This window comes from Stenotrophomonas sp. STEN035, assembly GCF_056759935.1.
The window spans coordinates 17,041-41,153 of the sequence record NZ_JBRRDY010000040.1 but is presented as its reverse complement, the minus strand read 5'-3'; the positions used below and the strand labels follow the sequence as shown (position 1 = coordinate 41,153).

Sequence of the window (24,113 nt, the reverse complement as noted above, 5' to 3'; positions counted from 1 at the left end):
AATTAGCGCTATGGAACCACCCGATCCCATCCCGAACTCGGAAGTGAAACGTAGCCGCGCCGATGGTAGTGCAGCCTAAGCTGTGCGAGAGTAGGTCATCGTCAGGGTTTTATCTAAAACCCCGCTGCTCACGCAGCGGGGTTTGTCTTTTTATGTAAGCCAGGTGTTTTTGAGCCTGGGTTAGTTCAACAACTTCACGAAGAACTTTATGTAAGCCAGGTGTTTTACAGCCAGGCTTACCTCCGCAAGGAAACGCATTGGAGCCGGCGCAACGCGCTGCTCAAACCGTCTTCCTGATGAAATTAGCGCTATGGAACCACCCGATCCCATCCCGAACTCGGAAGTGAAACGTAGCCGCGCCGATGGTAGTGCAGCCTAAGCTGTGCGAGAGTAGGTCATCGTCAGGATTTAAACCTAAAACCCCGCTGCCAAAAGCAGCGGGGTTTTTCTTTGCGCGAAACCGCGGCAAACCTTCTTTTTTTGTGGGAGCGGCGTAAGCCGCGAAGCTCGTAGAAGCAACGACGCAGAAAGGCTTGAACCAAGCCAGAAGCCAAAAGCTGCCCTCATCCCAACCCTTCTCCCGCAGGCGGGAGAAGGGCTAAGGCAACCGCCAGGGCAATGGTCACAGCCAAAGCCACAGCCAAAGCCAAAGCGTTGGGCACTGCTGGAACTACGAGGAATGCCCCTGCCGAACATGGTTCGGCACTACGGTTTCGCGGGGCTTTGTTGGTGAATCGTCACGAAAACTGTCGGAAGCTCAAAGGCTGGCTGTTACCGTCGATGCACAGTGGCCATTGTCATCGGCCTGCTCGAACCAGGTGTTCACTGCACCCGATAGTCGATCCAGGCGCATCGGTAAGCTCAGATGATCTTCGGCTGCGACCTCGAGATAATGCGCGCGCGGCGCCGCTGCGGCCAACGCGCGTCCCTGTGCTACCGGAATATGTTCGTCGTCGTGGCCATGTATCAAAAGCACGCAGGCTGGAACGTGTGCCAAGGCCAGACCAACGTCGACTTTGTCCAGATTGATGCCAAGTTTGCGATCGGTGGTGGCAATAGCCTCATCCAACCCACGGCCACCGTATTGCCAACGTGCCAGCGGCAGGGCGACATAGTCGCTCCAGCGTTCCGGTGGCTTGGCCAGCATGTGCGGCACCATCGTGCGGATTGCTTCGCCGGCATTGTCGAAGGATTCCATCGCCACGACGCTGCGCAGCTGCGGGCCTAGTTCGCGTGCGGCGAAGATAGCGGTAGCGGCGCCATAGGAGACACCGAGCAGATGCACCGGGCCGCTGATCCGGCCTTCGCTCTTCAGAGCTTTCAATGCGGCGACCACATCTTCGCCTTCGCGGGTGCCATAGCCGGAAAGGGCATGACCGGAACGACCGTGATTGCGCAGATCCAAGGCGATAGTGCGGTAGCCCTGTTGAGCCAGTTCGAGCGACCAAGGCATCAGCGAACCACCATCCATCATCCAGCCATGCAGCAGGATCACCGTGCCGCGTGGCTGAATATGGCTCTTGATGTTGGGTGCCGAGGCATCGAGCGAGAACTCCGGAAAGCGTTCGCCCTTGCCCAGATAGCGGTAATCCAGCCGGTAGTCGCCTGGCTCGAATGACACCCAGTGCAGGGCGACGCCGTCGCTGCCGGTAACGCTGCCTTGCTGATGCGGGAGGCGGGCGAGCAGGGCGTCGATGCGCTCGGTGGGGACCAGTGGTGATGTGCCGCCAGGTGCCGCCAATCGCTCACTGAGCGATAGCGGGGGAACGGGATTGGAGAGGGCAAAGCCAGCCAGCATCACGCAGACGCCAGCCAGCGCCAGCGAACGAAGCATGGCGGGAACCGGTTTGGGGAGCCTGCCACGGTAGTCACTATGCAGCGCTGCATCTACCGCGTGGCGATGACAGGCAGATGACCGTTGTGTGGTGTTTGGGTTGCTGGGTGTGCCGCTGCTGATTGGGAGTCTAGCCAGCCAAGGGAGCTATGGCAGACCAGCACCCTTGTTTGTGGGAGCGGCGTAAGCCGCGAAGCAGATGCTGGGTCCGCGATAGACAGTTGTGCAATCGCAGTCTCTGGGGTGGGCGGAGCAACGCGGTAGGGAGGCGAATGCAGCATGACTATAGTGGGGCTTGAAAAGCCGCCCTCACCCCAACCCCTCTCCCGCGCGCGGGAGAGGGGCTTCAAGCGCAGCTTTGCGGGTGCTTGACGTTGTTGTCGGCACCCGACGCTGTTGTTACCTGGATCAGAAGCGCTGCTGGTACTTCATGTACATGAAACGACCGATGTCGAAGCCACCGTAGTAGGTGAAGCTGCTGTTAGGCTGGCTGTACATGATCGGGCCTTCATGCTTGAACACGTTGTTGAGGCCCAGCGACACGGTGCCGTTCCACGGCAGGGCATAACGCACCTGCAGGTCGTGGAAGGTGTTGGAGCCCAGCTTGCGGCTCGGCTGCATGTCCGTGTACGGCGACTGGAAGTCCGGGATGTTGCACTCCGGGCCACCGTCCAGATCGTAGGAGCACTTTTCCTTCATGCTGGAGTAGTAACGGGTGGTCCAGCTCGCGCCGAAGTTACCGTTCTGCCAGTCCAGCGTCAGGTTGGAGCGCACGCGGAAGTTGCCTTCCCAACCGGTGAATTCTTCGACCGGGGTGGTGGCTACGTTGTCACTCTTGCGCGACAGGTAATCCACGTACGTGGTGTTCCAACGCAGCGACAGCTGGCCGTAGGCCATTTCCGGCAGGCGGTAGCGAACGCCGAGGTCGTAGCCAGCGGTTTCCTGGTAGCCGGCGTTGTTCAACGAACGGTTCATGCCGCTGACCTGGCCCTTGTTGGTGCCGGAGCTGTAGCGGGTGAAGCGGTCGCAGGCAGAGGCAATGCCCTGCACATAGCACTGGTTGAGGATGTCGGTGGCCGACTCACCAACGATGACGTTGTCGATGCGGATCTTCCACCAGTCCAGGCTCAGGTCCAGGCCGCTGACGAAGTCCGGGCTGTAGACCAGGCCGACGGTCCAGGTCTTGGCGGTTTCCGGCTTCAGCGCGGCGTTGGAGCCGGAGGTGAAGTCGGTGACGGCCTGTACGCCGGAGGTAGTGGCCAGTTCGCCGTCGCCGGTCTTCTGGCGGAAGCCTGCGCCCATGCCAGCAGCGGTGCAGCGTGCTGCCACTTCGGCATTGCGTGCGGCTGCACCGAAGGAGCGATCGCAGGGATCGGTGACGCGGTCACGGGTGGTGACGGTGCCGCCGTACAGGTCATCAACGGTAGGTGCACGGAAGCCGGTGCCGTAGGTGGCACGGACCAGCAAGGTGTCGATCGGCTTCCACTTCAGGCCGAACTTGCCATTGGTGGTGCCGCCGAAGTTGTTGTAGTCCGAGTAACGGCCAGCTAGGTCCAGCGACAGTTCACGCACGAATGGCAGGTCAGCCAGCAGTGGCACCTGCACTTCCAGGTAGACCTCGTCCAGCTTGTAATCACCACGCGTCGGTGCGCCGCTGGTGCCGGCGATCTGGCCGTTCTGCACCATCAGGTCCGGGGTGTAGCTGGCTTCTTCGCTGCGATGTTCAACACCCATCGCGGCCATGATGTCGCCGGCCGGCAAGGATGCCAGCGAGCCGGAGATGTTGGCGCTGACCACCTTGGTGGTGCTGCGGATCTCGTCGCTGAAGCGGGTGAAGATGTAGTCGCGCACCGCCTTGTCGCTGAGCGAGCCGGGGGTGTTGCTGCCTGCCGGTGCCAGCGGATTCCACGGCACGCAACCTTCGATCACGTTGCCGACGTTGCCGCAACGGGCCACGCCGCCTGCATCGATGAAGGACGGGCCGACGGCCAGATTGACGTTGGGTTGGTACATGCTCTGAAGGGTGCGACGCTCGCCTTCATTGCGGTTGAACATGTAGCTCACGTTCCAATCCCAGAACCGCGAACCGGTCTCGAAGCTGCCTTCCAGGCCAACGCTGGCGCGCTTGGTGGTCAGCGCGTTGTTGGTCGCACGTGGGTATTCCTCGGTGCGGCGCGAGAACAGCACGTCCTTGCCCCAATGGTTGAACGCGCTATCGGCTGAGAGTGCGGCACGTGCGCCGCTGGCTGCCTGCGCAGCCGACACCGAGTACGGGTAACCGGCAAGTTGCTTGACCGACTCGCGCTCGCTATACAGAACGTCGGCGACAACGCGCAGATCGTCGGTGATCTGGAAACCACCATTGGCGAAGGCCGACTTGCGCTCCAGCGACGAGAGCAGGGTCATGTTGGTCTTGGTGTTGGCGTAGGTCGCCGGGTCGCGCGGTTTGAAGTTGGCCGCGTTGGAGGGATCGCCGCCCGGGCCGACGCTGAGCGTCTTGCCGTCGACGGTGACCGAGCCCCACTCGGTGGTGCCATTGAGACCGTCACCGGGGTGGTAGGGACCGTTGGGATAGGCGGTGAACTCACGCGTGCCACCCAGTACCGGGTCTTCCTCGGACTTCTCCGCGCCAATGCTGAACCAGCCACGGTCGAAAGTCTTGCCGAAGTTGGCGCTGTAGGAGCGCTTCTGCCCGTCGCCTTCACCGTACTGGCCAACATAGGCGCTGGCGTTGCCGCCGTCGAAGTTCTTGCGGGTGATGACGTTGACCACGCCGGCAATGGCGTCCGAGCCGTACAGTGCCGAAGCACCGTCGGTCAGCACTTCAACGCGTTCGACGATGGCCGAGGGAATTGAACCTACATCGGAGAAACCGCCGGCGCTGACGCCCATGCGGCGGCCGTCGATCAGCACCAGGGTGCGTTCCGGGCCGAGGCTGCGCAGGCTGACGTACATGCCGCCGTAGTCGCGGCCAGAGGACAGTGCAGAGGCGCGGCTCAGCGACGGTGCGCCGGCAGCGGTGACGTCCTGCAGGATGTCGGCGACGTTGACGTAGCCCTTCTTCTCGATTTCCGCACGGCTCAAGGCGATGACCGGCTGTGCGGTTTCAACGCTGGCTTGGCGGATACGCGAACCGGTGATCTCGACACGGTCCAGCGTGGTGGTGGTTTCGTTTGCGTCCTGTGCGAACGCGGTGAGGCTGCAGCTGCCGAGCAACGCGAGGGTGATCGCGGAGCACAGCGGGGTGGACTTCAAATACATCGCTTTCGGTTTTCCTTTATACCAACTACAAAAAAAGCGCCCTTGTGGGGCGCCGTCACAGATGCATCACCGTTGGGGGAGGGACACAGCATCTGCCATCACAGCTCCGCTGGCCGCCGGGACTTGGGCGGGCGCGCATGATGACCTAAACGGATAGATGCGTGAAGGTAGACTTTCCGCCAACCCACCTGCACGAGGGCAGGTGGGTTGCTGAGCTGGCGAGCTACGCCGTGTTGAATCAGGTCTCGCGCAATGCGGTGGTGATCGGCAAACGCGCCGCACGCAATGCCGGGAACAGGCCGCCAACCAGGCCTATTCCCAATGCCCACTTCAATCCGCTCCACAACAGCGGTGGCGAGACCTTGAACTGGAACACTACCTGGCTGAAGTTGTTGCCCAGGGTTGAAACGGTGAAGTTGTTGAATGCCAACCAGGCGACTACACCACCGAGCAGGCCGCCAAGCAGTGCGAGCAGCATGGTTTCCAGCATCACCGCGGTCACCACCGGCACGCCGCGGAAACCAATTGCACGCAGCGTTGCGATCTCCCGCGCACGCGTGGCGACGGCGGCATACATGGTGTTGAGTGCGCCGAATACCGCACCGACCGCCATGATCGCGCCGATCACCGTGCCCAGTATCTTGAGCAGCTTGTTCAAACCACCGCCCTGCTTGCTGTAATACTCGGCCGTGGTCTCCACATCCAGTTTGAGCCGCGGATCGCTGCCGACGGCTGCCTTGAAGGCCTCAAAGCCCTGCTTGCCCTCGGTGCGCACGCTGATCGACTGCCAGGCGCTGCGGTTATAGGTGGTTGCCAGCGTCTGCGCATCGGTCCACAACTCCGAATCATGCGCATCGCCGGATTCAAAGATGCCAACCACCGTCCACGCTTGATTGCCCAGCATCAGTTCCTTGCCGACTTCCAGGCCCTGGAACTGCTTCTGCGCACCACGGCCGGCGACGATCTCGCGCAGACCTGCACCGAACTTGCGGCCTTCGACCAGCTTGACCTTGTCGTGCACTGCCCAGGCCTGCTCACCGACACCACGGAACTGTGCGTTGACATCGGTGCCGTCGCCGCGCGAGGTGAGGTTGACTACCTGCGAGACTTCGGCGGACACCAATGGCCGGCCATCTTCGCCACGCTTCACGCCTGGAAGGGTTTCCAGCAAGGGCACCTGATCGCGGGTGATCACCGAGTTGGTCTCGGCCTGCGAGCCACCGCGCAGGACAATTGCGGTGCTGTCGTCACCGGTGCTTTCCAGCGTGGCCTGGAAGCCCTGGCCCATCGCAAGCATCGCCACCAGCACGCCGACCACGCCGGCAATACCAATCACGATCACCGATGAGGAACCCCAGCGCTGCGGCAGGCTGGCGAGACCAATCCGGGTTGCGGCCAGTGCCAAGCGCCCGGTGCGGGTGAGCAGCAGCCACAGCGCGATCGCCACGGCGAGCACTGCCACACCTATCCATGGCAGCGCGATCCACACCCCAAGGCCAACCACCAACAGTACGATTACCAGCGCATTCGAAAGAAAATTCTTCATGTCGTTGTCCTCAGCGCCCGGCCAGTGCGTCGACGATCTTCAGGCGTTTGGCCCGCAGTGCCGGCAGCACGCCCACTACCAGCCCGATCACCACGATCAACACCAGTCCCACGATCCAGGTCTGTACCGGCACATGCGGCGGCAGCATGCCCATGGTCTGCGGTGCCAATACCGGCAGTACCAGCGCGGCCAGCCCCAAGCCAATCGCACCGCCGAGGCCGACCAGCACGATCGACTCCACCATCACCAGCATCAGCATGGTGCCGTCCTTGAAACCCAGCGTTTTCAGTGTGGCGAGCTCCGGTACGCGCTCACGCACGGCTTGGGCCATGGTATTGCCGGTGAGCAGCAGCAGGGTGAAGAACACCGCACCCATGATCGAGGTGACGATCATGCCGATGTCGGCGAACTGCTTGATGAAGGCCTGCTGGAAAGCCGACTCGGTCTGGCTCTTGGTTTCGTGATCGGAGTTGGCCGAGATCGCGTCGATGGCCTGGGCCACGCGTGAGGCATGATCGGGGTTGTCCAGTCGCACCGTATACCAACTGACCTGGTTCTTGATGTAGTCGTTGGATTCATCGAAGTACTTCCAGTTCATCATCAACTGGCGTTCTTCGTTGGCAGCGGTAGCGGTGTTCTTGGACTTGAAGGTACCAACCAGCTGCAACGGCCAATCATTGCTGCCACCACGCGGGAAGATGGTGGCCTGCAGCGGAATGGTGTCGCCGATCTTCCAGCCGAACTGCTTGGCCAGCGATTCACCAACGATTGCACCGGTACGCGTGTTGCGGAAAGCGTCCACCTGCTCCTTGGAGATCTCGAACTCGGTCATCAGGTCAAAGTAGTTGGGTGCGACCGAGAAGTTCGGGAAGAAATTCTTCTGGTCCTGGTAGATGCCACCGAACCACATGGCGTAGGTGACGTCGTCGACACCTTCAATCTGCCGTATCTGTGACTCCAGCCGGATCGGCAGTGATTGGGTGATGGACAGACGCGAGGCCACCACCAGACGGTTGGCACCGGCCACGGTACTGCCACCGCTGGCGAAGGCCACGCGCACCGAATCGAGCATGCCGAACAACAGGAAGGCCGTGATGATGGAAAGTAGAGTGAACAAAGTACGTGTGCGGCTGCGGAACAGCTGCGCCCAGATCAATGAGAAGTACTTCATGGCCGTGCTCCTCAGTGCACCGGGGCGTCGACCAGCTCGCCCTTGTCCAGATGCACGGTGTGGGTGGCGTACTCGGCGGCCTTGGGATCATGGGTGACCATGATGATGGTCTTGCCGTGTTCGCGATTGAGCAACTGCAGCAGGCCCAGTACTTCCTCCGCGCTCTGGCGGTCGAGGTCGCCGGTGGGCTCGTCGCAGATCAGGAAGGTGGGGTCGGAGACGATGGCGCGAGCGATGGCCACACGTTGCTGCTGGCCGCCGGACAGCTCATTGGGACGGTGGTCGCGACGATCGGCGAGGCCGACCAGGGTCAGTGCGATCTGCGCACGGCGCTTGCGGTCGGCTGCGTTGAGGTTGGTCAGCAGCAGCGGCAGTTCGACGTTCTTCTGCGCACTGAGCATGGGCATCAGGTTGTAGAACTGGAATACGAAGCCAACGTGGTGGCTGCGCCAGGTGGAAAGCTGGCCGGCGCTGAGCTGGTCGATGCGCTGGTCTTCGATATTGATCTCGCCACCGCTGGGGGTATCCAGGCCGCCGATCAGGTTGAGCAGGGTGGTCTTGCCGGAACCGGACGGACCCATCAACGCGACGAAGTCGCCGCGGTCGATATCGAGGTTGATGCCGTGCAGGACCTGCACTTTTTCCGGGCCACGCTGGTAGGTCTTGGTGATATTGCGCAGGGAGACGAGGGTGCTCATGGATGATCCTCAGCAGTGACGCGGTGGTGTTTGATGTTGGATGTCGAATGTCGAAAGTTTGATGCCGGACGTTCGAATGCTTCGCTTTGCTTCTGGTCCCCTCCCTTTGCCGAAGGCAAGGGGAGGGTTAGGGAGGGGGTGCTTTGGCTTTGGTTTTGGTTTTGGTTTTGGCTCTAGCTCTAGCTCTAGCTCTAGCTTTAGCTATGGCTCTTGTCTTTGCTCCAGCTCCAGCTCCAGCCGTTGCCGTTGCTTTCCCCTCTCCCGCCAGCGGGAGAGGGGTAGGGGTGAGGGCAGCTTTTGCTTTGCTTTGGGTCTCTGCAGTAGCTCTGCTTCATGTGGCTTTCCAAGCCAAAGCCAAAGCCAAAGCCAAAGCACCCCCTCCCCAACCCTCCCCTGCGCTTTGCGCAAGGGAGGGGGTAGAAGCAAAAGCAAAAGCAGAAACGCTACTTCAATGCATCAAGTGATTCGCACCAGCGCAGCAAATATCACAAGCCGGCACTTACTTCTCTGCGCCTTCCAATGCCACCTTGTCGCCATCCTTCAACTCCGCCGCAGGACTAAGCACCACCGTCTGCCCGGCACTCAATCCCGACAGCACCTGTTTGTCCTTGGCCAAAACCTGGCCCACTTCCAGCACCTGCTGTTTCACCTTGTCGTCGGCCTGCACCACGAAGGCGACCGGCTTGCCGTCGCGCTCGACGATGGCGGCAGCGGGTACGCGCACGCCCTTGGGTGCCTCGGCGCCAGCGGCAGCGGCTTTTTCAAGGAAGCTCACGCGCACGCCCATCTCCGGCACGATGCGAGGGTCTTTGGCTTCCAGGGCCACGCGTACCTTCACCGTGGCCTTGCCGCGATCAGCGGTGGGAATGATGGCGATCACGTGGCCTGGGATCTTCCAGTCCGGATAGGCATTCAGCACGATTTCCACCGGCATCTTCGGCTGTACGCGTCCGATGAAGGCTTCGCCTACTTCCACTTCCACTTCCAGTGATTCCATATCGACGATGGTGCCGATGCCGGTACGGGTGAAGCCACCACCGGCCGACAGCGGCGAGACGATTTCGCCCGGCTGTGCAGCCTTGGCTGTGACCACGCCGGAGAACGGTGCGCGTACCACGTTGTTGTCCACGCCAAGGTCGGCGATGGCCAGCGCGTCCTGGGCGACCTTGCTGTTGTGGCGTGAAGTTGCCAGCTGCGCGCGCAGGCTGTCGCGTGCGGCCACGGCCTGGTCGTACTGCGAACGCGAGACCAGCTGCTGGCCTACCAGCGACTGCAGGCGGCCCGCTTCGGCTTCGGCCTGGCGCAGCTGCGCCTGCAGGCCTTCGCTCTGGCTGCGGGCGGCGTCGAGCTGGGCGGCGTTGAGGCTGCGCTGCGCGTTGGCGTCGATCGGGTCCAGCGTGGCCATCACCTGGCCTTCTTCGACTCGCATGCCTTCCTCGATCATCACCTCGCGCACCTTGCCGGTGATCTTGGCCGACACCGTCGCCATGCGTCGGGCAACCACGTAGCCGCTGGCGTCCAGCACCGAGCTGTTGCCGGCACCGGCCTGGTTCATCGACACTACCGGTGCGGTCTGCACGGTCACGGGCTTTTTACCGCCGAACAAGGCACCAATGCCCAATACCAGCAGCAGTGCCACTACCAGCCCGATCACGATCCACAACCAGCGGCGCGAGGGCGCAGGGCCACGCGGTGGCGGGGCCGAGCGGTCGATGCGGAGTTCCTTCAGCAGTTCAGCAGATGCATTCATGGGTAGCAGGACGGCGTGAGAGGGGGAATGTGACAGCAACTTAGCGCAATTCGCTGCGGCCGGCAGTGACGGGACGGAATGAGCGAATCATAGGTGCCGATGTGCCCGCCGCGCAGGTGACGGCTGTCATGTGCTTTGCCTGATCGAATTCACTGGGGACGCAGACATCGGCGACCTAAGGTTGCAGCATTCCCCGAAGAAGGCGGCGGCAATGGCGGCACACGGTGAAGTACTGGCGAGCCTGCAAGGCGTGCACAAGCACTACGGTGCAGTGCGGGCCCTGGATGGCGTTGATCTGGAGCTGCGGGCCGGGCAGGTGCTGGCGCTGCTTGGCCCAAATGGCGCAGGCAAGACCACCGCCATCAGTCTGCTGCTGGGCCTGCTGCGCGCCGATTCCGGCCGGGTGCAGCTGTTCGGCCTTGATCCGCAGCAGCTGGCGGCGCGGCGTGGCATCGGGGTGATGCTGCAGAGCGCCGCGCTGCCGGAAACCTTGAATGTGGCCGAGCTGATCCAGCTGTCGGCCAGCTATTACCCGGTCCCTCGAAGTCTCGACGAAACCGCTGCATTGGCCGGCATACAGGACCTGCTGAAGCGTCGCTACGGCAAGTTGTCCGGTGGTCAGCAGCGACGCGTGCAGTTCGCCTTGGCCGTATGTGGGCGGCCAAGGCTGCTGTTCCTGGACGAACCTACGGTTGGTCTGGATATGCCGGCGCGGCAGCAGTTGTGGGCGACAGTGCGGGCATTGGTCACTGAAGGCACCGCGGTGGTGCTGACTACCCATTATCTGGAGGAAGCCGAGCGCCTGGCCGATCGTGTCTGCGTGCTGTTGCGCGGACGCATCGTCAGCGATGGCAGCGTGGATGCACTGCGCGCACGGGTCATCCATCGCAGCATCCGCTGCGTCAGCACCTTGGATGCGGCGGTGCTGGCGTCCTGGCCGGGGGTGGTGCAGATCAGCCGGGACGGTGACTACCTGCAGCTGCGCAGCGACCGCGTCGAAAGCGTGGTGCGGCAACTATTGCAGGCAGACCCTGCGCTATCCGGACTGGAGGTGCAGCCGGCTGGCCTGGGCGAAGCCTTCACCGATCTGACCGCTGCAGATGCTGCACAGACACAACGCGAGGCAGCCTGATGAACGCCCAATACGAACCGATGCTGCCTGTGATGTCGTCCCGCCAAGTGCTGGGTGCCTATCTGCAGGAGAGCCGTGCCGAATGCCTGCGCTATCTGCGCTACCCGGGCTTCGTGCTGCCGACCCTGCTGTTTCCGGCGGTGTTCTATCTGCTGTTCGCGGTGCTGCTCGGCCACACGCAGCCGGCCCAGGCCGCCCGCTTCCTGCTCGGCAGCTATGTCACCTTCGGGGTGATGGCGCCGGGCCTGTTCGGCTTTGGCATCGCGCTGGCACTGGAACGTGACAATGGCCTGCTCACCCTCAAGCGCGCGATGCCGATGCCGCCGCTGGCCTATCTGCTCGGCAAGATGGTGATGGCGATGCTGACCGCGCTGGCCATCGTGGTGATCCTGCAGCTGTTGGCCATCACGGTGGCCGGGGTGCAGCTCAATGCTTCGCAGATGCTGCGGCTGACTGCGGTGGCAACCCTGGGCACCTTGCCGTTCTGCGCACTGGGCCTGTTGCTGGGTACGCTGGCCAAGGGCAATGGTGCGGCCGCGGTGATCAACCTGGTCTACCTGGCGATGGCGGTGTTGTCGGGCCTGTGGTTTCCGTTGAAGGTGCTGCCGCCGCTGTTGCGTGACCTGGCAGTGATCTGGCCGAGTCATCATCTGAACATGTTGGCGCAGGGTGCATTGGACTTCGAGGTGGGCAGCGCCTGGCCGCACGTGCTGTGGCTGCTCGTATTCACGGTCGCCATCACGGCGGTGGCAGGCTGGCGTCTGCGCCGCCACGGCTGATGGCATCATTGCCGCATTGCACAGGATGAACGCCGATGGGATTGCAGCGCCCTGAATGGTTGAAGCCAGCACCGGATTCGGTGGTGGCCGACAACATCAAGCTCGGCAAATGGCCGTGGGTGGATGCCGTGCACCTGCTGTGGACGGTATGGGTATTCATCACGCCGATGTTTGGTGCGGGCTACACCCTGGGTTGGGCGCTGATAACGCTGTGGTCGTTTCCGCTGTTCATCGCGTTCTACTTGATGACCTTGATAAGCGCGCGGCGGTACGCACCGATCTTCGCGTTGGCGATGATCGTGCTGTCGATGGCCTTGCTGCCGATCTATCCCTCCGGCATGAACTACTTCGTGTTCGGCTGCGTGATGCTGCGGACCAACCGCTGCATCAGCGTGCGGCACTACCTGCTGGAACTCGTTTTGTTGAATATCGCCTTCGTCTCGTTGGCATGGTGGATAGGCTATCCGTGGCAGGTGGTGGCTTGGATTCCTGCGCTGACGGTCATCATTGGATTGATCGTCAACGTCGAGCGCACCAGCAGCGAGAAGGATGCCGCGCTGCGACTTTCGCATGAAGAAGTGCGACGCCTGGCCGCGACTGCCGAGCGCGAGCGCATCGGCCGTGATCTGCACGATCTGCTCGGGCACACGCTGTCGTTGATCACGCTGAAAATGGAATTGTCACGCAAGCTGTTCGAGCGCGACCCGCAGCGTTCGCAGCGTGAGCTGGCCGAGGCCGAGCAGATCGCGCGCGATGCACTTGCCCAGGTACGCAGTGCGGTTACTGGTTTTCGTGCTGCCGACCTTGCTGCCGAGTTGGCTTCGGCCCATCTATTGCTGGAGTCCTCGCGCGTGCACCTGCGCTATTCACCGCCGCCCGCAATGCCGGCGTGGATCGAGGCTGGCTTGTCGATGGTGTTGCGCGAGGCCGCGACCAATATCGCTCGCCATGCCCAGGCCAATGAGGCGCTGATCAGCATCGACGTTTCGCCTGAGGCGGTGCAGATGGAAGTAGTGGACGACGGTTGCGGCGGCGTTGCGGCCAATGGCAATGGTTTGGCTGGAATGCGCGAGCGGGTCTTGGCATTGGGCGGTGAACTGCAGATCGAGTCGCCGAAGGGCCAGGGCACACGCTTGAAGATCCGTATTCCAGTGCAGGCGCAGAGCCGGCAATCGGCGTTGGCCACCGGCGCGCCGCAGGCCGAAGCACGAAGCGTGCCTGCACAGGAGGCGCGCGCATGATTCGCATCCTGCTTGCCGAGGACCAGGCGATGGTACGCGGTGCGCTGTCGGCACTGCTCAACCTGGAATCGGATATCGAAGTGATCGGTACCGCCGCCGACGGTGAGATCGCGTGGCGCGAACTGCAGCGCCTGAAGCCGGATGTGCTGGTCACCGATATTGAAATGCCACTGCTGACCGGGCTGGAACTTGCGCAGCGCGTGCAACGTCATCAGTTACCGATCAAGGTGGTGATCGTTACTACGTTCGCCCGTAGCGGATTTCTCCGTCGGGCGTTGGACGCCGGCGTGCAGGGGTATCTATTGAAAGATGCGCCAGCCGAAAAACTGGCCGATGCCTTGCGTCAGGTACATCGCGGCGGTCGCGCGATTGATCCGCAGCTGGCGGTGGAAGCATGGTCGGAGGCCGATCCACTCAATGACCGCGAGCGGCAGGTGCTGCGTTTGGCTGGTGATGGGCGCTCGGCCAACGAGATTGCCGAGCAGCTCGGACTGTCGCATGGCACCGTGCGCAATTACCTTTCCGAATGCATCGGCAAGCTGGGCGTGGCCAACCGGATTGAGGCGTATCGGGTGGCGCGGCAGAAGGGCTGGTTGTAGCTCCCTCCCTTGCGCCGTAGGCGGAGGGGAGGGTTGGGGAGGGGGAGAGCTTTTCAGCTCTTCACAGATTGCCAGCTTCGCGGCTCACGCTGCTCCTGCAGACAAGTCGGCATCGCTGGTGACGCTTCTGCCGAGCATGGCTCGGCACTACCACCGCTCCTGCGTTGCTACTTTCCGCGCGCCATCGCCTGGAACACGCCATCACGACGTACCCAGGCATGGAACAGGGCCGCGCCTACATGCGCCAGCACCGTGGCGAACAGCAGGTAGGCGAGCAGGCTGTGTGCATTGCGCAGCAGCGCATACAGCGATGGCGTGTGCGGCACGATGGCCGGCAGCTGCATGCCGCCCCACAGCACGATGGGATAGCCGCCCGCCGACAACATCGCCCAGCCGATCAATGGCATCGCCAACATCAACGCATACAACAGCCAGTGCGAGGCGGTGGCAGCCCATGCCTGCCATGCCGGCAGGTCGGCGGGTAGCGGCGGTGGCCGATGGCGCAGGCGGTTGTACAGGCGCAACAAGACCAGTACGAAGATCAGGATGCCGAGCGGACGGTGCAGGGTGATCAGGTCGGGGCGCAGGTGCACCGAGGCAACCATGGTCACGCCAATGAACAGCATCGCCAGGATCAGCAGCGCCATGCTCCAGTGCAGCACGCGCGCCAGCAGGTTGAAGTGTCCGTTGCTGCTCATGGCTGCACCTGTGCGTTGTCGCGTGCGGCTTCGCCGGTGGCGCGCTCGCGCTCGCGGCGATTGAAGGATTGCGAGTACACCGCCGAACGGGCGGCCAGGATGGGGTCGTCGCTGCCTTCGACACCGTCCGGCAGGATAAGCGGATCGAAGTTGAGGTCATTGCAGCTGCCTTGTTCCTGCGGCTGCATCTGGTCGATGTTGAGGACGCCGGCGACCACTTGTTCGCGCTCGGCCGACCATGGCACCGACGGGTCATTGATCGCATCCTGTGAACTGGCCAGGGTCACCACCAGGTTCCAGCGAACCGGGCCTTGTGCGAGCCGGTGTTGCAGATCCTGGCTGAGGAAATCCACACCGGCCTGTTCGCGGCTTGCAGCATCCAGTTCGCGCGGCGTGGCCTGTGGCTGCCAGCGCCAACGCACTGCACGGCGTTGCCCCTGTGCGTTGGTGAACCAGAAGCTGTTGACGCTGTTGAACTCGGTGCTGGCCCAGCTGTCGGTCCACGGCGCGGTCTTGGCCCACTGGGTGAAGGCGCGGGCGCTGGGGTACTTTTCCTGGATCGCGGCCAGCTTGGCCGGGTCCGGCTTGCCGGTGGTGGGATCTGGAATCTGTGCGCGGGTCTGCTCGTAGAAGGCTTCCGGTGTGGCCACGGCGAGGAACGGGAAGCTGTTCATGGCCATGCGCCATTGCTGGCCGTCGTCGCTGCTCAGCTGCACGGCGATGCTGCGCACGCGCGCGCTGTTGTCGGCGCCATGCGGGTTGCCGCCGCCTATCGACAGGCGGCCGAGCACCGGCACGCGTTGCTGTTCGAACATACGGGCATGCGATAGCTGTGACGCCTGAGCGCTGGGTTCGAACCAGCCGCTTACGCAAACGCCCTTGCTGTGGGCGCGACGAAAGCCGGGGTGGTTGGCGCCGGTGGCTTCGATGGCGTTGGTGAGGTTCTGCGCAGTCAGCCGATCGCGACCGATCCAACCTGCGAGCCAGGCAAAGCCGAGCGCTACTGCGCCGAGGATCAGCGCGATCAATGCGATCCAGGGCAGGGGGGAGTGCGGCTGGCTGCCGCGTGCTTGCCCGCCGTGGCGGGTGAATTTGAATAGGGGCATTGCGATACCAGTCTTGACCGACGGGAGCGTGGTGCCGCTATACGGTGGCAGAAGTGGCTGCGGAGGGCCAGCTTTGCGCTTTGCTCCCTGCTTTGTGCTTTGCTCCCTCCCTTGCACGCAGTGCAGGGGAGGGTTGGGGAGGGGTGAGCTTTTGCGTTGTTGCTGTTGCTTTGGCTGCTGGCTTTGCTCGCATGGACCGCGGCGCGCATGTAAATAGAAATCCGAAGCCAATGCCAAAGCTCACCTCATCCCAACCCTTCTCCCGCAGGCGGGAGAAGGGCTAAGGCAACGGCTGAAGCCAAAGCAACAGCCAAGGCCAAAGCCAAAGCCAAAGCCAAAGCCAAAGCCAAAGCCAAAGCCAAAGCCAAAGCCAAAGCACCCCTTCCCTACGTTGCGTGTAAGGGAGGGGGTGGATCATCAGGCGCGTGCGAGCTTGCGTAGGCGCTTGCGCTCCTTGCTGCGCGCACGCCAGTTGCGCCAGTGCTGCTGCAGGCAGGAGAAAATCACATACAGGGCCGGTGTGCTCAGCAAGGTCAGGCTCTGTGAGATCAGCAAACCGCCGATCATCGCTATGCCCAGCGGGCGGCGCAGCTCGGAGCCTTCACCCAGGCCAATCGCCAGTGGCAGTGCTGCGAGGATCGCGACCATCGTGGTCATCATGATCGGGCGGAAACGCACGATGCTGGCTTCGCGTACCGCGTCGGCCGGCGACTTTCCGTGCACGCGCTGCGCGACCAGGGCGAAGTCGATCATCATGATCGCGTTCTTCTTGACGATGCCGATCAGCAATACCAGCGCGATCATCGAGATGATCGACAGGTCGGTATTGGTGATCCACAAGGCCAACAAAGCACCCATGCCAGCGGCCGGCAACGTCGACAGAATCGTCACCGGATGCACCAGATTCTCGTAGAGCATGCCGAGCACGATGTAGACCGTGGCGATGGCGGCGATGATCAGCATCAGCATCGCCACCGGGTCCATGGCCTGGCGGAAACCGCCGGGTGCAGCCTGGCGGATGTCGCCAGGCATACGTAGGCCGGCGATCACCGATTTGACGATGGCATCGCCTTCGCCGCTGCTTACGCCTGGCGCCAGGTTGTAGCTCAGGTCCATCACTGTGTACTGGTTCTGGTGGGTCACCTGCGACGGCGCAAGGCCGGGTTCCTGATGGGCCAGTGCGGTCAGCGGAATCATCTGCCCACTCTTGGACGGCACGTACAGGTCTTCAATCGCGGCCGGGCTGCCGGTCTGGCTGGGCAGTGCATTGACCACTACACCGTACTGATTGAGGTCGGCATAGATGGTGGAGATCTGGCGTTGGCCGAAGGCGCCGTACAGCGCACCGTCGATGGCGCCGATGGTCACGCCAAGGCGCGAGGCCTTCTCGCGGTCGATGACGATCTTCTGCATCAGCCCGCCCTTGTCCACGTCGGAGCCGACATCACGCAGTTGCGGATGCTGCTTCAACGCGGTCACCAGCTTGGGCAGCCATTCGGCCAGCTGTTCGGCGTCGTTGCCCTGCAGGGTCACGCGGTTCTGCGCGCCCTGTGAACCGCCACCGCCGCCGTCGGAGGGAAGGTCCTGGATTGCCCGCAGACGCACATCCAGATCCGGGAACTGCGCGGCTTTGGCACTGAGCCGGCTGACCACCACGTTGGTGGGCTCCTTGCGGCCTTCCTTCTCGGTATGCAGCTCGATGTTGAACTGTGCGCTGCTGCCCTGGCGGCTGGAGCCCAGTCGCGAGCCAACCATCTTCACCGCCGGGTCGGCCAGGAAGGTATCGCTGAGCCGGCGCTGGCGTTCGGCCATCTCCTGGAACGAGACGGTGGCGCTGGAGCTGGCGCGGCCCCAGATCAGGCCGGTGTCCTGCTCGGGGAACTGACCCTTGCTGACTGCACCGGCCAGGTAGAACGTGGCCGCGATCAGCAGCAAGGGCGTCAGCGACAACAGCAGGGCGTGGCGCAGCGAGAAGTCCAGCGCGACGGTATAGACCTTGATCATGCTCTCATGCACGCGGTCCAGCATGCGGTTGGTGGGGGTATCGCGCGCGCCTTCGGCATGCGGGTGCAGGAAGCGTGCGCACAGTGCCGGGGTCAGGGTCAGCGAGACCACCGCCGAGACCAGGATCGCCGCAACCAGGGTGAGGGTGAACTCGCGGAAGAACGCGCCGATCATGCCCTGGGCGAAGATGATCGGCAGGAACACCGCGATCAGCGAGGCGGTGATCGAGACGATGGTGAAACCTATCTCGCGCGCACCCGCCATCGCCGCTTCACGTCGCGGCATGCCCTCGTCGAGATGGCGCATGACGTTCTCGATCACCACAATGGCGTCGTCGACGACGAAGCCAATCGCGATCACCAGCGCCAGCAGGGTGAGGTTGTTGAGGGTGAAGTCCAGCGCATACATCACCAGCGCGGCACCGGCCAGCGACAGCGGGACGGTCACTGCGGCAATCAGCGTCGGCGCCAGCCGGCGCAGGAACAGCGCCATGGTCAGGATCACCATCAGCAGGCTGATCATCAAGGTGATCTGCACTTCGGCCAGCGAGGCGCGGATGGTCGGCGTGCGGTCGAAGTAGGGGGTCAGCGTGGTGCCGGCATCCAGATAGCCGGTGAGCGATGGAATGGACGCTTTTACCCGGTCGACGGTAGCGACCAGGTTGTCACCGCTGCGCAGGTAGACATACATCAGCACGCCGCGCTTGCCGTTGAACCATGCGGCTTGATATGCGTCCTGCTGGCCGTCGTAGACCGTGGCAACGTCCTTCAGCCGCACGACTGCTCCGTCATGGGTGGAGATGGCGACGTTGGCGAAATCCGAGGCCTTGCGGATCTGGTCGTTGAGGATGATCGCGGTCTGGCTGCTGCCGTCGCTGAGGAAGCCCAGCGGCGAGGCGACGTTGGCCGCGCGCATCGCATTGCGCAGGTCATCCGGGCTCAAACCCAGCGCGGTCATTGCGCGCAGGTTGAGGTCAACACGCACCGCCGGCGTGGAGGCGCCAGCGATATCCACCTGCGATACACCGGGCAGCTGACGCAGGCGCTGTGCCAGCAGCGAGTCGGCGGTGTTGTACAGCTCGGCCACCGACTGGGTGTCCGAGGTCAGCGCCAAGGCGATCACCGGATCGTCGTTCGGATTGGCTTTCTGGTAGGTGGGCGTATTGATGCCCGCCGGCAGGTCAGCCATGGCCGCATTGATCGCGGCCTGCACGTCCTGCGCAGCGGAGTCGATGTTGCGGCTGGTGTTGAACATCAGGAACACCATGCTGCGGCCATCACTGCTGCTGGAGCGCATGGTGTCGATGCCCGGTACCTGGCCCAGGTGACGTTCCAATGGCGCGGTGACCGTGGCTGCCATGGTATTGGCGTCGGCACCGGTGTTGGAGGCCTGCACGAAGATCACCGGGATTGCCAGATTGGGCAGGGCGGCAACGCCCAGCCGCAGGTAGCAGACCAGACCGGCGAAGAACAGGCCGATGGCCAGCAAGGTGATGCCGATCGGACGCGAGATGAAAGGCGCGGAGATGTTCATCCGCGCTTACCGTGCCGTCTGCAGGCGTGCAGCGGCGCGTTGCTCGCGGCGCTTGGCCGCCCACTCGGACAGACGCTCGAAGTACAGGTAGATCACCGGCGTGGTGTACAGCGTGACCAGCTGCGACAGCAACAGGCCACCGACGATGGCCACACCCAGCGGACGCCGCAGTTCGGAGCCAATACCTGTGCCCAAGGCCAGCGGCAAGGCGCCGAGCATGGCGGCGGCGGTGGTCATCATGATCGGGCGGAAACGCAGCAGGCAGGCGCGCCGGATCGCGTCATAGGCATTGGCACCGGAACGCTGCGCGTCCAGCGCGAAGTCGATCATCATGATCGCGTTCTTCTTGACGATGCCGATCAGCAGCACGATGCCGACGATGCCGTCCACCGACAGGCTCATGCCGCACAGGTACAAGGCCAGCAGCGCGCCGACGCCTGCTGGCGGCAGGGTCGAGATGATGGTCAGCGGGTGGATCCAGCTTTCGTACAGCACACCAAGCACGATGTAGATCACCGCGATGGCCGCCAGCAGCAACAGGATGACATCGGTCTGGCTGCTGGAGAACTCGGCGGCAGTGCCGACGAACTGCGCCTGCATCTGCTGCGGAAGCTCCAGCTCGGCCACCGCTTTGTTGATCGCATCCACGCCTTCGGATAGCGAATAGCCCGGTGCTAGATTGAACGAGATCGTCGCCGACGGCAGCTGTTGCTGGTGGCTGACGATCAGCGGTGCGCTGCCTGGTGTGGCAGTGGCAATCGCCGACAGCGGGATGCTGCCGCCTGCGCCAAGCGCGATGCCGGTATTGGCACTGCCGATGCCGGTGGCGGTGGACGAGTTGCTCGACGTCACCTGACCCAGGGTGGTGGCATTGCTGCCGCTGAGCGTGCCGCTGCCGTTGCTGCCGATGGCCAGCTGGTTCATCAGCGCATCGCTGGTGCGGAACTCCGGCGCCACTTCCAGCACCACGCGGTACTGGTTGAGCTGGGTGAAGATGGTCGAGATCTGGCGCTGGCCGTAGGCGTCGTACAGCGTGTCGTCGATGGTCTGCATCGGCACGCCGTAGCGGCTGGCCTTGTCGCGGTCCACTTCCACATGCAGCGCACGGCCGTGGTTGGCGAGGTTGTCGTCGACGTCGGCCAGTTCCGGTAGCCGGCGCAATGCGTCGGTGACGCGCTCGGTCTGCTTGGCCAGTTCGGCGCTGTCCATGTCCGACAGCGAGAACTGGTAGGCGGTGGCGGCCACACGTGTATCCAGGGTCACGTCCTGCACCGGTTTCAGGTACAGCGCAACGCCGGGGATATGCGCGGCTGCAGCCTGCAGGCGCGGCAGGATCACATCCAAGCCATCACGATCACCACGGTCCTTGAGCACGATGCTCAGCTGGCCTTGGTTGAGGGTGGGATTCATGCTGCCTGCGCCAATGTAGGCGGCGACGCCGGTAACGGACTCATCGCTCTGCAACGCAGCAGCCACAGCCTGGGTGCGCTGCTGCATCTGCTCGAAGGCGACGTTCTGGTCGGCGATGACCACGCCGGTGATCATGCCGGTGTCCTGGTCGGGCAGCAGGCCCTTGGGGATCACCATGTACAGCAGCACGGTCAGCGCGACCGATGCCAGGGCGATGCCCAGGGTCAGCGGCTGGTGGTGCAGCACCCAGTCCAACGTGCGCTCGTACACGCCGACCAGACGCGACCAGGCGGTGACCTTGCCTTCCGCTGCGGTCCGCTCGTGCGCGTCGTCGCCTTCCGGCAAAGCATCGGGCTTGAGCAGGTAGGCGCACATCATCGGCGTCAGCGTCAGCGAGATCACCATCGAGATCGCGACCGCAATCGACAACACCCAGGCGAACTCATGGAACAGGCGGCCGGTGACGCCCGGCATCAGGATCAGCGGCAGGAACACGGCGATCAGCGACACCGTCAACGACAGCACGGTGAAGCCAATTTCCTTGGAGCCAATTTCCGCTGCTTCCTGGCCGTCCTTGCCTTTCTCGATGTAGCGCACGATGTTCTCGATCATCACGATCGCATCGTCGACCACGAAACCGGTGGCAACGGTCAGCGCCATCAGCGACAGGTTGTCCAGCGACATGCCGGCGAAGGCCATCACCCCGAACGTGCCAAGCAGGGACAGCGGCACTGCCACCGACGGGATTACCGTGGCCCACAGCCTACGCAGGAACACGAAGATCACCGCCACCACCAGACAGATGGTGAGGATCAGGGTGAACTGCACGTCATGCACCGAAGCGCGGATGGTGACGGTGCGGTCGGAGAACACATCGAGCTTGACGTCGGCCGGCAGCATGCCCTGCAGGTTGGGCAGGATCTGGCGGATGTTCTCCACCGTCTTGACGATGTTGGCACCGGGCTGGCGGCGCACTTCCAGCAGTACCGCTGGCTTGCCATCGGCCCAGGCGGCGAGCTGGTCGTTTTCGACGCCATCGACCACCTTGGCGACGTCGCGCAGGCGTACCGGCGCGCCGTTCTGGTAACGGATGATGATGTCGTTGTAGTCGGCCGCGTCGCTGAGCTGGTCGTTGGTGGACAGCGTATAGCTCTGCGTCTTGCCGTTGAGCGAGCCCTTGGGTGCGTTGACGTTGGCCTGGGTCAGCGCACTGCGCAGGTCTTCCAGGGTCATGCCCATGTTGGACAGCTGCGCCGGGTTGACCTGGATGCGCACCGCCGGCCGTACGTTGCCGGCGATGGAGACCAGGCCGACGCCGTCGGTCTGTGACAGGCGCTGGGCGAGGATGGAGTCGGCCAGATCGTTGACCTCACGCAGCGGTCGCGTGTCCGAGGCCAGTTTCAGGGTCAGGATCGGCGCATCGGCCGGATTCACCCGGTTGTAGACCGGTTGGTAGGGCAGCGAGCTGGGCAGGGTGGCCTGGCGGATCGCCGCCTGCACGTCCTGCGCGGCGGTATCCAGATCGCGTTCCATCGAGAACTGCAGCACGATGCTGGACAGGCCGGCCGACGAATCGGAGGTCATCATGTCCAGCCCGGAAATCTGCCCCAGCTGCCGCTCCAGCGGCGTGGTCACCAGCGAGGCCATGGTCTGCGCGCTGGCACCTGGGTACTGGGTGGTCACCACCAGACTGGGCGCTTCGATCTCGGGCAGGGCCGCAACCGGCAGGCGCTGGTAGCCGAGGATGCCCAGCAGCATCAGCCCGATCATCAACAGGGAGGTGGCGATCGGGCGCCGGATGAAAATAGTCGAAAAGCCCACGGTCGGTTCCTGGTGCGGGGGAGGGGAGGCGGGTGCCGGCCAGCGCGTCAGCGCGGCGGGCCACCCCGTCCACCACGGCTGCCACTGCCCTTCTGGGCGGCTGCCTTGAGCTGCGCTTCAGTCGGCGCTGGCGGCGCCTGACCCGGCGCCAGTGCGTTGACCTTGCTGCCTTCCTTCAAACGGAACTGGCCTTCGGTGACCACCTTGTCGCCCGCCTGCAGGCCGCTGCTGATCACTACGTGGCTGTCATCGACCTGGCCGCCCTGCACCACATTGCGCAGGGTGACGGTGTTGTCGGGCTTGATCAGATAGACGAAGTCGCTGGTGCTGCTGCGTTGCACCGCTTCGGCCGGTACCACGATCGCGCCCGGCAGCACATTGAGCTTCATCTGCACGTTGACGAACTGTCCCGGCCACAGCGCATCGTTGGCATTGGGGAACTGCGCGCGCAGGCGGAAAGTGCCGCTGCTGCTGCTGATCTGGTTGTCCACCACCTGCAGCACGCCGTCGGCGTTGACCACGCTGCCGCCCTCGCGGTCCATGGTGGCGGTCTGCAAGGGGCCGGCGGCCTGCGCACTGCGCACCGCGTCGAGCTGCTGCTCGGGCAGGTTGAACAGCACATAGGCTGGCTGCAGCTGGGTGACGGTGACGATCTGGCTGCCGGCGCTGACCACATTGCCCGGGTCGACCGCGCGGATACCGGCGATGCCGTTGATCGGCGAGGTGATGCGGGTGTAGTCCAGCTGCACCTTGGCCTGTGCGGCCGAGGCCTGCGAGGCGGCGACGGCGGCCTGGTATTGGGTGACCTGGTTGCGCAGCGTGGTCAGGTCGGTCTGGGCGACAAACTGGCGGTACTCCGGTGAGTTGGAGCGCGCGTAGTTGGACTGCGCGGTGGCCAGCAGGGCCTCGTTCTGGCGCTTGCTGGCGACGGCCTGGTCGTACTGGGCCTGGAAGGTGCGCGGGTCGATCTGTGCCAGCAGCTCGCCTTTCTTGACCGCTTGGCCTTCGCGGAAGTTGACGCTGAGCAGCTGGCCGCCGACCTGTGGGCTGACGGTGACGGTGTTGAATGCGGTCACCGTGCCCTGCGCGGTCAGGTAGACCGGCACGTCCTTCTTCTCCGCGCTGACCGCGGTGACCGGCACTGGATCCTTGTCGCTGGTGCCGCCACGGCCACCCTGGCCGCTTTGGCCGCTACCGTCTGCCGCCGCACCGGCCTTCTGCTTGCCGCCCCCCATCACCCGATAGCCGATACCGGCCACCAGCAGCACTGCAATGACCAGCAGTACGATCTTCCAGAAACGCGACATGCGAAAACTCCTGAGCAACCGAATAGGGGGAGAACGAACAAGGCGCAGAGGATACCGCTGCGCCCGTAGCCATGGAGGCATGACCGATGGGCCACGCATACAGACCCGTGCAGGTGATGAACGTTCCATCGCAGCATCGGTTGACCTGATGTTGTAGTGCCGAGCCATGCTCGGCAGGAGCCTTCCCGGCGCCGCATCAACCTGCAGGACGGTTGTGGGAGCG

At 63.4% G+C, this 24,113-nt stretch carries 15 protein-coding genes and 2 rRNA genes; 6 read left to right on the top strand and 11 right to left on the bottom strand.

What is annotated here, in order from left to right:
- A 5S ribosomal RNA gene (rrf, locus tag ACVOLL_RS17855) occupies positions 1–107 on the top strand; the annotation flags it as partial.
- Between the two features lie 185 nt (positions 108–292).
- Positions 293–407 (top strand): 5S ribosomal RNA (gene rrf / locus ACVOLL_RS17850).
- Positions 408–757: 350 nt separating this feature from the next.
- Here the strand turns inward: rrf (ACVOLL_RS17850) and ACVOLL_RS17845 are convergent.
- From ACVOLL_RS17845 to ACVOLL_RS17820, 6 genes are all read right to left on the bottom strand, one after another.
- The gene (locus tag ACVOLL_RS17845; RefSeq protein ID WP_481514105.1) at positions 758–1,834 is read right to left on the bottom strand and encodes an alpha/beta fold hydrolase; all 1,077 of its coding nucleotides are present in this window, start codon (positions 1,832–1,834) and stop codon (positions 758–760) included.
- A 408-nt stretch (positions 1,835–2,242) separates the two neighbouring features.
- Positions 2,243–5,095: a TonB-dependent receptor plug domain-containing protein gene (locus tag ACVOLL_RS17840; protein WP_481514104.1), complete on the bottom strand. Its 2,853-nt coding sequence runs from the start codon at positions 5,093–5,095 to the stop codon at positions 2,243–2,245.
- Positions 5,096–5,333: 238 nt separating this feature from the next.
- Entirely contained in the window at positions 5,334–6,641 is a 1,308-nt protein-coding gene (locus tag ACVOLL_RS17835) for an ABC transporter permease (RefSeq protein WP_481514103.1), read from the bottom strand.
- Between the two features lie 10 nt (positions 6,642–6,651).
- Positions 6,652–7,812: an ABC transporter permease gene (locus tag ACVOLL_RS17830; protein WP_481514102.1), complete on the bottom strand. Its 1,161-nt coding sequence runs from the start codon at positions 7,810–7,812 to the stop codon at positions 6,652–6,654.
- An 11-nt stretch (positions 7,813–7,823) separates the two neighbouring features.
- Entirely contained in the window at positions 7,824–8,510 is a 687-nt protein-coding gene (locus ACVOLL_RS17825; RefSeq protein WP_481508318.1) for an ABC transporter ATP-binding protein, read from the bottom strand.
- A gap of 499 nt (positions 8,511–9,009) precedes the next feature.
- Positions 9,010–10,260 (bottom strand): efflux RND transporter periplasmic adaptor subunit, encoded by a 1,251-nt coding sequence (locus ACVOLL_RS17820; RefSeq protein ID WP_481514101.1) that lies wholly within the window; start codon positions 10,258–10,260, stop codon positions 9,010–9,012.
- Between the two features lie 211 nt (positions 10,261–10,471).
- On the opposite strand from ACVOLL_RS17820, the gene ACVOLL_RS17815 reads away from it, so the two are divergent.
- Genes ACVOLL_RS17815 through ACVOLL_RS17800 form a run of 4 tightly spaced genes read left to right on the top strand, consistent with a single transcriptional unit; the run spans position 10,472 to position 14,011 of the window.
- Complete coding sequence (locus tag ACVOLL_RS17815; protein WP_481514100.1) at positions 10,472–11,392, top strand: ABC transporter ATP-binding protein; 921 nt, start codon at positions 10,472–10,474, stop codon at positions 11,390–11,392.
- Positions 11,392–12,171 carry an ABC transporter permease gene (locus ACVOLL_RS17810; protein ID WP_481514099.1) on the top strand — a complete coding sequence of 260 codons (780 nt, stop codon included), beginning with the start codon at positions 11,392–11,394 and terminating at the stop codon, positions 12,169–12,171. The genes ACVOLL_RS17815 and ACVOLL_RS17810 overlap by 1 nt, the downstream gene beginning before the upstream one ends.
- 35 nt (positions 12,172–12,206) lie before the next feature.
- Positions 12,207–13,412 (top strand): sensor histidine kinase, encoded by a 1,206-nt coding sequence (locus ACVOLL_RS17805; RefSeq protein WP_481514098.1) that lies wholly within the window; start codon positions 12,207–12,209, stop codon positions 13,410–13,412.
- The gene (locus tag ACVOLL_RS17800) at positions 13,409–14,011 is read left to right on the top strand and encodes a response regulator transcription factor (protein WP_481514097.1); all 603 of its coding nucleotides are present in this window, start codon (positions 13,409–13,411) and stop codon (positions 14,009–14,011) included. Before ACVOLL_RS17805 ends, ACVOLL_RS17800 begins: the two co-directional genes overlap by 4 nt.
- Before the next feature lie 167 nt (positions 14,012–14,178).
- On the opposite strand, the gene ACVOLL_RS17795 is transcribed toward ACVOLL_RS17800, so the two are convergent.
- The 5 genes from ACVOLL_RS17795 to ACVOLL_RS17775 form a co-directional block, all read right to left on the bottom strand.
- Positions 14,179–14,709, bottom strand: coding sequence for a cytochrome b (locus ACVOLL_RS17795; protein ID WP_481514096.1), 531 nt, complete (start codon positions 14,707–14,709; stop codon positions 14,179–14,181).
- Positions 14,706–15,815, bottom strand: a complete 1,110-nt coding sequence (locus tag ACVOLL_RS17790) for a catalase family peroxidase (protein ID WP_481514095.1) — start codon at positions 15,813–15,815, stop codon at positions 14,706–14,708. The genes ACVOLL_RS17795 and ACVOLL_RS17790 overlap by 4 nt, the downstream gene beginning before the upstream one ends.
- Before the next feature lie 417 nt (positions 15,816–16,232).
- The gene (locus ACVOLL_RS17785) at positions 16,233–19,352 is read right to left on the bottom strand and encodes an efflux RND transporter permease subunit (RefSeq protein ID WP_481514094.1); all 3,120 of its coding nucleotides are present in this window, start codon (positions 19,350–19,352) and stop codon (positions 16,233–16,235) included.
- A 6-nt stretch (positions 19,353–19,358) separates the two neighbouring features.
- Positions 19,359–22,583: an efflux RND transporter permease subunit gene (locus ACVOLL_RS17780; protein WP_481514093.1), complete on the bottom strand. Its 3,225-nt coding sequence runs from the start codon at positions 22,581–22,583 to the stop codon at positions 19,359–19,361.
- Positions 22,584–22,630: 47 nt separating this feature from the next.
- Entirely contained in the window at positions 22,631–23,890 is a 1,260-nt protein-coding gene (locus tag ACVOLL_RS17775; RefSeq protein ID WP_481514092.1) for an efflux RND transporter periplasmic adaptor subunit, read from the bottom strand.
- Between the last annotated feature and the right edge of the window lie 223 nt (positions 23,891–24,113).

Coding starts and splice junctions, on each gene's coding strand:
- ACVOLL_RS17845 (WP_481514105.1), bottom strand. CDS start 1,834: ATGCTTCGTTCGCTGGCGCTGGCTGGCGTCTGCGTGATGCTGGCTGGC.
- ACVOLL_RS17840 (WP_481514104.1), bottom strand. CDS start 5,095: ATGTATTTGAAGTCCACCCCGCTGTGCTCCGCGATCACCCTCGCGTTG.
- ACVOLL_RS17835 (WP_481514103.1), bottom strand. CDS start 6,641: ATGAAGAATTTTCTTTCGAATGCGCTGGTAATCGTACTGTTGGTGGTT.
- ACVOLL_RS17830 (WP_481514102.1), bottom strand. CDS start 7,812: ATGAAGTACTTCTCATTGATCTGGGCGCAGCTGTTCCGCAGCCGCACA.
- ACVOLL_RS17825 (WP_481508318.1), bottom strand. CDS start 8,510: ATGAGCACCCTCGTCTCCCTGCGCAATATCACCAAGACCTACCAGCGT.
- ACVOLL_RS17820 (WP_481514101.1), bottom strand. CDS start 10,260: ATGAATGCATCTGCTGAACTGCTGAAGGAACTCCGCATCGACCGCTCG.
- ACVOLL_RS17815 (WP_481514100.1), top strand. CDS start 10,472: ATGGCGGCACACGGTGAAGTACTGGCGAGCCTGCAAGGCGTGCACAAG.
- ACVOLL_RS17810 (WP_481514099.1), top strand. CDS start 11,392: ATGAACGCCCAATACGAACCGATGCTGCCTGTGATGTCGTCCCGCCAA.
- ACVOLL_RS17805 (WP_481514098.1), top strand. CDS start 12,207: ATGGGATTGCAGCGCCCTGAATGGTTGAAGCCAGCACCGGATTCGGTG.
- ACVOLL_RS17800 (WP_481514097.1), top strand. CDS start 13,409: ATGATTCGCATCCTGCTTGCCGAGGACCAGGCGATGGTACGCGGTGCG.
- ACVOLL_RS17795 (WP_481514096.1), bottom strand. CDS start 14,709: ATGAGCAGCAACGGACACTTCAACCTGCTGGCGCGCGTGCTGCACTGG.
- ACVOLL_RS17790 (WP_481514095.1), bottom strand. CDS start 15,815: ATGCCCCTATTCAAATTCACCCGCCACGGCGGGCAAGCACGCGGCAGC.
- ACVOLL_RS17785 (WP_481514094.1), bottom strand. CDS start 19,352: ATGAACATCTCCGCGCCTTTCATCTCGCGTCCGATCGGCATCACCTTG.
- ACVOLL_RS17775 (WP_481514092.1), bottom strand. CDS start 23,890: ATGTCGCGTTTCTGGAAGATCGTACTGCTGGTCATTGCAGTGCTGCTG.